At 63.6% G+C, this 9,570-nt stretch carries 8 protein-coding genes; 4 read left to right on the top strand and 4 right to left on the bottom strand.

Going from position 1 to position 9,570, the window contains the following annotated elements; genetic code table 11:
• The first annotated feature begins 251 nt into the window (after positions 1-251).
• From CN311_RS16465 to CN311_RS16450, 4 genes are read left to right on the top strand one after another with little or no spacing between them, the layout of a single operon-like run.
• Positions 252-1,550: a cytosine deaminase gene (locus CN311_RS16465; RefSeq protein ID WP_097574828.1), complete on the top strand. Its 1,299-nt coding sequence runs from the start codon at positions 252-254 to the stop codon at positions 1,548-1,550.
• Complete coding sequence (locus tag CN311_RS16460) at positions 1,547-2,947, top strand: FAD-binding oxidoreductase (RefSeq protein WP_425351078.1); 1,401 nt, start codon at positions 1,547-1,549, stop codon at positions 2,945-2,947. Before CN311_RS16465 ends, CN311_RS16460 begins: the two co-directional genes overlap by 4 nt.
• An 8-nt stretch (positions 2,948-2,955) precedes the next feature.
• The gene (locus CN311_RS16455) at positions 2,956-3,537 is read left to right on the top strand and encodes an NAD(P)H-dependent oxidoreductase (RefSeq protein ID WP_097574826.1); all 582 of its coding nucleotides are present in this window, start codon (positions 2,956-2,958) and stop codon (positions 3,535-3,537) included.
• A complete protein-coding gene (locus tag CN311_RS16450; protein WP_097574825.1) occupies positions 3,537-4,124 on the top strand; it encodes an NAD(P)H-dependent oxidoreductase in 588 nt (195 codons plus the stop codon). The genes CN311_RS16455 and CN311_RS16450 overlap by 1 nt, the downstream gene beginning before the upstream one ends.
• A gap of 58 nt (positions 4,125-4,182) precedes the next feature.
• On the opposite strand, the gene CN311_RS16445 is transcribed toward CN311_RS16450, so the two are convergent.
• The 4 genes from CN311_RS16445 to CN311_RS16430 form a co-directional block, all read right to left on the bottom strand.
• The gene (locus CN311_RS16445; protein WP_097574824.1) at positions 4,183-6,633 is read right to left on the bottom strand and encodes a GcvT family protein; all 2,451 of its coding nucleotides are present in this window, start codon (positions 6,631-6,633) and stop codon (positions 4,183-4,185) included.
• Complete coding sequence (locus CN311_RS16440) at positions 6,630-7,811, bottom strand: pyridoxal phosphate-dependent aminotransferase (RefSeq protein WP_097574823.1); 1,182 nt, start codon at positions 7,809-7,811, stop codon at positions 6,630-6,632. The genes CN311_RS16445 and CN311_RS16440 overlap by 4 nt, the downstream gene beginning before the upstream one ends.
• A gap of 2 nt (positions 7,812-7,813) precedes the next feature.
• The gene (locus tag CN311_RS16435; protein ID WP_097574822.1) at positions 7,814-8,710 is read right to left on the bottom strand and encodes a homocysteine S-methyltransferase family protein; all 897 of its coding nucleotides are present in this window, start codon (positions 8,708-8,710) and stop codon (positions 7,814-7,816) included.
• Positions 8,707-9,570 (bottom strand): aminomethyl transferase family protein (locus tag CN311_RS16430; protein ID WP_133117202.1); only part of this gene is annotated, 864 nt, incomplete at its 5' end. The genes CN311_RS16430 and CN311_RS16435, both read right to left, overlap by 4 nt.

The following is a 9,570-nucleotide window of genomic DNA, read 5'->3' as shown; positions in this document are numbered from 1 at the left end:
CGTTGGAGATACCCGGGTTCCCGCCAATCCCCAGCATTGGCGATTTGCATATGCCTCCCCGTCTTTCGTCATCCACGGGCGGAGCGGGAGCGAAGCGGACGCGCAGACCCGAGGATCCATGCCGTTACAGTCACCGAAGAATACGGCGGTGCAGAACTGTTCGCGATGTCTCCGTCCGCCTGTTCGCGTTGTCTCCGATCCAAACGACCGCTTGAGGGAATGGCGTTGCATAGGTCAGAGGGGGGTAAGTCTTGATACCAGCCTCTGGTTCTTACCGTCTCAGCAACGTCCGCCTTCACCGGTCGCTGACACCTGGTCTTGCGGCTGCTTTCGACCCTGACGGCTTCGCGCTCGCCGACATGTCCGTCGCCGACGGCAAGATCGTGAGCATCAGCGCGCATGGAACGTTGCCAAAGGCCGAGGCGATCGACCTCGGCGGCCGCATCGTCATGCCGTGTTTTGTCGACTGCCACACCCATATCGACAAGGGCCATATCTGGCCGCGAAAACCCAATCCCGACGGCACTTTCATGGGCGCATTGAATGCCACCGGCGCCGATCGTGCCGCGCGCTGGAGCGCCGAGGACGTTGCCCGGCGCATGGATTTTTCCCTGCGCTCAGCCTACGCGCATGGCACCAGGGCGTTGCGCACCCATCTCGACAGCGTGGCGCCGCAGGAGGAGATCTCCTGGCCGGTGTTCGAGACGATGCGGGAGACGTGGCGCGGCCGTATCGAGTTGCAGGCGGCCTGCCTGCTCGGCATCGAAGGCGTGCGCGACAGGAAATGGTTCGAAGGACTGGCCAAACGCGTGGCCGCGGCCAAAGGCGTGCTCGGCGTCGTCACCTACATGGTGCCAGACCTCGAGGAACTTCTTGATCAGGTGTTCGCTGAGGCGATCAAGCACGGGCTCGATCTCGACTTCCATGCCGACGAGACCGACGCCGTTGCCGCGATCTCGCTGAAGAAGATCGCCGAGGCGGCGCTGTGGAACGGTTTCGAGGGCAATATCCTCGTCGGCCATTGTTGTTCGCTGGCCCGCCAGCCGGATCTCGACGTGCTCGACACGCTGGACAAGGTGGCGAAGGCGGGTCTCGCGGTGGTGTCGTTGCCGATGTGCAATCTCTATCTGCAGGACCGGCGCGCTGACCAAACCACGCCGCGCTGGCGCGGCGTGACGCTGCTGCATGAGATGAAGGCGCGCGGCATCCCCGTTGCTGTTGCCTCCGATAATACGCGCGATCCGTTCTACGCCTACGGCGATCTCGACATGCTGGAAGTCTACCGCATGGCGACGCGCATCCTGCATTTCGACCATCCTGTCGGCGACTGGCCGATGGCGGTGACTTCGACACCGGCCAAGGTGATGCGCTTCGACAGCTTCGGCGCGCTTGCCGTTGGCGGCGCCGCCGATTTTGTCGTCTTCAAGGGGCGGAGCTGGACGGAATTGCTGTCGCGACCGGAATCTGATCGCATCGTGGTGCGTGACGGCCGCGCCATCGAGCGCCAATTGCCCGACTATGCCGAACTCGACGAACTGATGGTGGGATGATGGACATTTCGGCACTGAAGCGCGATCTCGACGGGCTGAAGATCGACGACCATCCAGCGATCGTCCAGCAGAAGAGCCGCGACTTCTACTGGTACAGTCCGGTGCTGAAGCAGCAGCTCGACCATGTCACCGGCGACCTGATCGTGACGCCCAAGAGCGAGGACGAGGTGATCCGCGTACTGGCGGCCTGCCACCGGCACGGCGTTCCGGTGACACCGCGTGGCAGCGGCACCGGCAATTACGGGCAGGCGATGCCGCTGTCCGGCGGCGTGGTGCTCAATCTGGCCGAGATGAACGCGGTCAAGGCGATAGCGCCCGGCCGCGTCGTGACCGGGCCGGGCGCGGTTCTGGCCGAGATCGACAGAGCGACGCGGGCGCATTCGGGCCAAGAGCTCAGGATGTCGCCATCGACCTACAACACGGCATCGATCGGCGGCTTCGTCGCCGGCGGCTCCGGCGGCATCGGCTCGATCCGCTGGGGCGGGCTGCGCGACCTCGGCAATGTCATCAGGCTGAGGACGGTGACGATGGAGGCAGAGCCGCGCGTCATGGAGCTTACCGGCGAGGACGTGCTGAAGGTGATGCACGCCTATGGCACCAACGGCATCATCACCGAGGTCGAGATGCCGCTGACATCAGCTTACGACTGGGTCGATGTCATTGTCGGCTTCGACGATTTCATGGATGCGGCGGGCTTCGGCAACGATCTTGCGGTTCAGGACGGCATTCTGGCGAAACTGATCACGCCGATCGCGGCGCCCATCCCCTACGATTATTTCAAGCGCCATCAGAAATTCTTCCGGCGTGAGCAGAGCATCGTCGTCCTGATGATTGCGCCGCATGCGATGGACGCTTTCCTCGCCTTCACTGCGCGCAGCAAGGGCGAGATCGTCTTCCGCTCCGACAAGGAGGCCGATTTGAAGGGCCTGCCGCCGGCCTATGAACTGACCTGGAACCACACGACATTGCGCGCCATCAGGGTCGATCCGACGATCACCTATCTGCAGGCCCGCTATCCCTCGCCGGATCATCTCGGCCACGTCAAGGCGATGATCGACCGCTTCGGCGACGAAGTGCCGTCGCATCTCGAATTCATCCGCTTCGACGGCGCGATTGGCGTTGCCGGCCTGCCGCTGGTCCGCTTCACCACGGCGGAGCGGCTCGACGAGATCATCCGCATCCACGAGGACAATGGCTGCTGGATATTCAACCCGCATCGCTACACGCTGGAAGAGGGCGGCATGAAGCAGACCGACGAGGTGCAGCTTGCCTTCAAGCGCGAGACCGATCCACAAGGGCTGCTCAACCCCGGCAAGATGATCGCCTGGGAGAACCCGGATTACGACTACCGTTCGGGCAAGTCATTCCTGTTCAAGGGCTTGCAGAAGGCGGACTGAGGGCACGCATGAACATCCTCGTCCTCTTCGCTCATCCGGTCGAGACCAGCTTCAATGCCGGCTTGCACAAGGTGATCGTCGAGCGGCTGACGGCGGCCGGCCATGCCGTCGACGACTGCGATCTCTATGCCGAGGATTTCGATCCCAGGCTGACGCGAGCCGAACGGCTGGGCTACCACGACCAGCGCGGGCCGGGCGATGCGGTGGCCACCTATGTCGAGCGCTTGCAAAGGGCTGAAGCATTGGTGCTGTCATTCCCCGTTTGGAATTACGGCTATCCGGCGATCCTGAAAGGCTTTTTCGACCGCGTCTTCCTGCCCGGCGTGTCGTTCAGGCTGGTCGACGGCAAGGTGAAGCCGACGCTGCACAACATAGGCAAGCTGGCCGCGGTCACCACCTATGGCGGCAGCCGGTTCCGCGCCATGCTGATGGGCGATCCGCCGCGCAAGGTGGTCAGCCGCATGCTGCGCGCCACCATCAAGCCCGGCGCCTCCGTATCCTATCTCGCTCATTATTCGATGAACCTGTCGACCAACGAGACCCGCAAGGCGTTCATGGCGAAGGTCGCCGCGAGCATGGCAGCGTTCTGATGCGGGTCCTGGTGGTTTACTGCCATCCGGTCCCGGAAAGCTTTTGCGCGGCGATCCGGGACTGTGCCATCGAAGTGCTGAAGGCGAGGGGCTGGGAAATACGGCTGCTCGACCTCTACGCGGACAAATTCGATCCGGTGATGGGCTGCGACGAGCGGCGCTCCTACAATGACGGTGCCCCACGGGACCCGGCGCTCAAGCCGTATATCGATGATCTGAACTGGGCTGAAGCGATCCTCTTCATCTATCCGACATGGTGGTACGGGCTGCCGGCGATGCTCAAGGGCTGGCTCGACCGGGTATGGGCAACGGACGTCGCTTTCGCCCTGCCGGCTGGCAAGGGGCGGATCAAGTCGCTGATGACGCATGTGACGAAGGTCGGCGTGATCACGACCTGCGGCGCACCGACCTGGTGGAGCGTCGTCGTCGGCCAGCCCGGCCGCAAGACTATCTTGCGCGGTATGCGGGCGCTGTGCGCCACACGCTGCAGGACGTTCTTCCTGGCGCACTATCTCATGGACGCGTCGACACCAAAGACGAGGGCGGCGTTTCTGGAGAAGGTGCGGAGGAAGCTGGAGCGGTTTTGAGTAACGGGAACTATCCTTCTCCCCTTGTGGACCCACAAGGGGAGAAGGGTAAGATGCGCTACATCCGCACCCGTTCCGCCTTCGGATCATACATCGGCTTGAGCGACACTTCGGCGGCGAAGCGTTCGCCGGCGATCTCGATCTCGTAGGACGAGGCCAGCACGTCCGCCTCGCTCTCGCCCTTGCACGGCACGTAGCCTAGGCCAATCGCCCCGCCAAGATGATGGCCGTAATTGCCCGAGGTGATCGGGCCGACGATCTTGCCGTCGCGCAGGATCGCCTCGTTGTGGAAGAGCAGCGGATCCGGGTCCTTCAGCCGGAACTGGACCAGCCCGCGTGACAGGCCGGCATCCTTTTTCCTCAATACCGCATCGCGACCGATGAAGTCGCCCTTGGCCGTTTTGACCGCAAAGCCGAGCCCTGCTTCCAGCACGTTGTCCTCGTCGGTGATGTCGTGGCCGAAATGGCGGAAGGCTTTTTCGATGCGGCAGGAATCCAGCGTGTGCAGGCCGCAAAGTTTCAGGCCGACTTCCGCGCCGGCCTCGGCGATCGCCTCGAAGACATGGGCTGCCTGGTCGGTCGAGAGATAAAGTTCCCAGCCGAGTTCGCCGACATAGGTGACGCGGTGGGCGCGGGCCAGCCCCATGCCGATCTCGATCTCCTGAAACGTCCCGAACGGATTGGTTTCGTTGGAGAAATCGTTGGGGCTCACCTTCCGGATCAATTTCCGCGCGTTCGGACCCATCAGGCAGAGCACGGCTTCCGCAGCGGTGACATCAGTGATGACAACAAATTCGTCCGCGACGTGCCTTCTGAGCCAGGCGAGATCGCGTTGCAGCGTGGCACCGGGCACGACGAGGAAATAGGCCGTTTCCGACAGGCGCGACACAGTAAGATCGCTCTCGATGCCACCGCGCTGGTTGAGCATCTGCGTGTAGACGATCTTGCCCGGCGTCACGTCCATGTCGTTGGCGCAGAGCCTTTGCAGGAAAGCACAGGCGTCACGGCCTTCGACACGGATCTTGCCGAACGAGGTCATGTCGAACAGGCCGACGCCGTTGCGGACCGCCAGATGCTCATCGCGCTGGTTGTCGAACCAGTTCTGCCGCTTCCAGGAATAGCGGTATTCGCGCTCCTGGCCTTCGCGGGCGAACCAGTTGGCGCGCTCCCAGCCGGCGACTTCGCCGAACACCGCGCCGCGCGCCTTCAGATGCTCGTGCAGCGGCGAGCGCCTGACATTTCGTGACGTCGCAAACTGCCGATAGGGAAAATGGTCGGCATAGAGCAGGCCGAGCGTTTCAGAGACACGCTCCCTGAGATAGCGGCGGTTCTTCTGGAACGGCTGGGCGCGGCGAATGTCGACCTCCCAGAGGTCGAAGGGCGCTTCGCCATCGTTGATCCATTGCGCCAGAGCCATGCCGGCGCCGCCGGAAGAGACGATGCCGATCGAGTTGTAGCCGGTCGCCATCCAGTAGCCGGAAAGTTCCGGCGCCTCGCCGAGATAGTAGCGATCGTCAGGCGTGAAGCTTTCGGGGCCGTTGAAGAAGGTATGGATGCCGGCAGTCGCCAGCATCGGCATGCGGTTGACGCCCATTTCGAGGATCGGCTCGAAATGCTCCATGTCCTCGGGCAATTGATCGAAGCAGAAATCCTCAGCTATGCCCTCCATGCCCCACGGCTTGGCCACCGGCTCGAAGGCGCCGAGCATCATCTTGCCGGCATCCTCCTTGTAGTAGGCGCACTCGTCCGGCACGCGCAGCACCGGCAGGCGGGTCAGCCCGGGGATCGGCTCGGTGACGAGGTAAAAATGCTCGCAGGCATGCAGCGGAATGGTGACGCCGTTCTGGGCACCGAGTTCACGCGCCCACATGCCGGCGCAGTTGACGACGATGTCGGCCTCGATCGTGCCTTGCTCGTCGCCTTGCGCCCAGGAAACGCCGGTGACGCGGCCGGCTTTGGTGTGAACCTTGGTGACCTTCACGTTCTCGACGATGGTGGCGCCGCGCTGGCGTGCACCCTTGGCCAACGCCATGGCGATGTTAGCCGGGTCACACTGGCCGTCGAGCGGCAAATGCACCGCGCCGACCACATCGGAAACGTTGAGATGTGGGTACATCTCCTTGACTTCATTGGGTGAAATCTCGCGCACATCGACGTCGAAGGCGCGGGCGAGAGACGCCTGCCGGTAGATTTCGTGCTTGCGTTCCTCGGTCAGCGCCACGGTGATCGAGCCGACCTGGCGCATGCCGGTGCCGACCTCGGTTTCGGCTTCCAGCTTGACGTAGAGATCGGCCGAGTATTTCGCCAGCCGCGTCATGTTCTGCGAGCCGCGCAACTGGCCGATCAGGCCAGCGGCATGCCATGTCGTGCCCGAGGTGAGTTGCTTGCGTTCGAGAAGAACGATGTCGGTCCAGCCGAGCTTGGCCAGATGATAGGCGACCGAGCAGCCGGAAACACCGCCGCCGATGATGACTGCCCTCGCTTTGGTAGGGATCGTCTTGGCGGTCATGCAGCCTCGCGGCGATAGCTGGAAGCGAAGCGGCGCAGGCGATTGGCCGCTTCCTGCAACACGGGCTCGGGCTGGCAAAGGCTGACGCGGATGTGGCCGGCGGCCGCCTCGCCGAAGCTGGAGCCCGGCATGACGCCGACCTTCTCCTTGTCGAGCAAGGCCCAGGCGAATTTCTCGTCGTCGGGCTCGATGGCGGATATGTCGAGCATGGCAAACATGCCGCCTTCTGAACCGCGTACGGTGACGTCGTTCATGCCGTGCACGGCGTCGAGGAACAATGCGCGCCGCGCGGCATAGCGCTCGGCAATCTCCTTGACGCCGTAACCGTTTTCCAAGGCCTCGGCGCAGGCGAGGCTGATGAAGGCCGGCAGGCCGTAGGTGGTCACCAGATTGAGATTGATCAGCAGCGAGATCATCGTTTCGGGACCGGTCAGCCAGCCCATGCGCCAGCCGGTCATGCCGTGGCTCTTGGACATCGAATTGATGACCAGCGTGCGCTCGGCCATGCCGGGCAAGCTGCGGGGCGAGATATGCTCGCCGCCACCCAGCGTCCAGTAGACCTCGTCCGACAGCAGCCACAGGTCATGCTCGCGGCAGATCTGCGCCAGCTCTTCGAGATGCTGACGCGAATAGACGGCGCCGGTCGGATTGTTGGGCGTGTTGATGAGGATGGCGCGCGTGTTTGGCCGAAGTGCCGCGCGGATCATGTCCGCGTGGGGTTGGAAGCCATCCTCTGCGGGCGTCTCGACCACGGTGAATTCCACACCCGCGGCACTGAACGTATTTGGATACGTCGCGTAATAGGGCGCGACCACGATGGCGTGGTCGCCCTGGTCGAGGACGGCCTGCACGGCAGCGTAGAGCGCTGCCTGTCCGCCCTGCGTGGCGATGACTTGGTCGGGGCTGGTCGCAACGCCGGTGCAGGCGGCCGAGGCCGCCGCCATGGCCTTGCGCAAGCGCGGCAGGCCGGGAAGCGGTGTGTAGTGGTGATTGCTGCCGCGAACCGCCGTCACGCAGGCTTCGATCGTCTGGCTCGGCGTATCGAAATCATGGTCGCCGATCGACAGCATGATGATGTCCTCGCCGGCCTCCTTGCGTGCCCAGGCGGCGGAATGAACCTCCCAGCCATCCTTGCCCGAAGGCACGATGCCGGAAATGCGCGATGATGGTCTGGGCATGATCAAACTCCCGAGATTTCGTAGCCGGCCCGTTCGAGCCGGTCGCGCAGGGTGGTGATGTGGACCGGGCCGACTTCACAGCAACCACCGACGATGCCGGCGCCGGCTTCGACCCAGCCGACGGCCTGGTCGGCATAGGCCTCCGGATCAAGGTCGTGGCGGGCGTGCAGGACATGGACGGTGCCGCCATGCTTGAGCGCTTCGATCGATGTGAAGCCATTGGCATAGGCGCCAACCTGGCCGCCGAGACCGATCAGTTCGGGTAGTGCCGCGGTGATCGCTTCGGGCCGGCAGCAATTGATCAGCCTGGCTGTGACCGGCAGGTCGTCGAGCGCGCTCGCCGCTGCCGCTATAGGCTCGCCGCTGCGCAGGCGCGGCGTGCCGTGATCGGCAAGCGTCCACGACACCCATATCGGCTTACCGCTTTCCGAGGCTGCGGTGACGGCAGCGCGTGCTTCCTCGGCCGAGGCCATGGTCTCGCACAGGAACAGATCGACGCCATCAGCCTGTTCGGCGACGATGCGGCGATAGGTGTCGAGCGTCTCCTGGAAGGAAATCGTCAGCGCCGGTGCATAGCTGCCGAACAGGGGCGACAGGCAGCCGGCGATGGCCACGTCACCGGCATCGTCGCGAGCCTGCTTCGCCAGTTCGATACCTCGCTTCTGCAATGGCTTGAACAACTCCTCCGCGCCCTCACGCGCCAGCCGCTCAGGCGTCGCGGAATAGGTGTTGATGGTGATGACGCGAGCGCCGGCCCGGATGAATTCCGCATGCAGGTCGCGCACCAGATCGGGCTCGTCGATCAACACCCTGGCCGACCATAGTGGCGTCGGCTCGGATTTGCTACGGCGGACCAGTTCCTGGCCCATGCCGCCGTCGGTGAGGATGACGAACTTCATGCGCGCAATCTTTCGTTCTTTGGATCCCACAGCGGCTCGTCGTTCTGAACGACCGCTTTGAAGCGATCGCCGAAGATCTCGACCTCGACCGCGGTGCCGGGTTCGGCCAGGTCGGCGCGCAGCATGCCGAGCGCGATCGACTTGTCGATGCGGTTGCCCCAGCCGCCGGATGTCGTTTCGCCGACGATCTTGCCGTCATGCCAGAGCGTCGACATGTAGGGCGCGTCGCAGTCGCCGGGGTTTTCGACGACCAGCGTGACGAAGCGCTTCTTCACGCCCTGCTGCTTTTCGTTGAGCAGCGCCGCCTTGCCGCGGAATTCGGGCTTGTCCCATTTGACGAAGCGCTCCAGCCCGCCTTGCAGGATCGAGTAATCGGTCGACAGGTCGCCCTTCCAGGCACGGTAGCCTTTTTCGAGCCGCATAGAATCCAGCGCGTACATGCCGAACGGCTTTAGGCCGTGCTTCTGGCCGGCGGCCCAGACGGCGTCGAAGACGGCGGCGGTGTCGCCGACCTTGGTGTGGATTTCCCAGCCAAGCTCGCCAGCGAAGGAGACGCGCACCAGCTTGGCCCAGCGGCCGGCGATGCTGGTTTCCTGGTGCGTCAGCCAGGGCAGGGCGAGGTCGGCGGCACAAATATCCGCGAGAATTTTTCGCGAATTGGGGCCGGCGAGGATCTGTGTCGAATATTCTTCGGTCCGGTCGATCAGCTTGAACGGCGCATCCCCAGGCATGCGCGATTTCAGCCATTCGAAATCGTGCCATTGCGCCACCGCAGCGGTGATCAGTGTCATCAGGTCCTCGCCATGGCGCACGACGGACATTTCGGTGACGATGCGGCCCTTATCGTCGGAGAAGTAGAC

This window comes from Mesorhizobium sanjuanii (genome assembly GCF_002529485.1).
GTDB lineage: Bacteria > Pseudomonadota > Alphaproteobacteria > Rhizobiales > Rhizobiaceae > Mesorhizobium > Mesorhizobium sanjuanii.
This window is presented reverse-complemented; position numbering and strand designations above follow the sequence as displayed.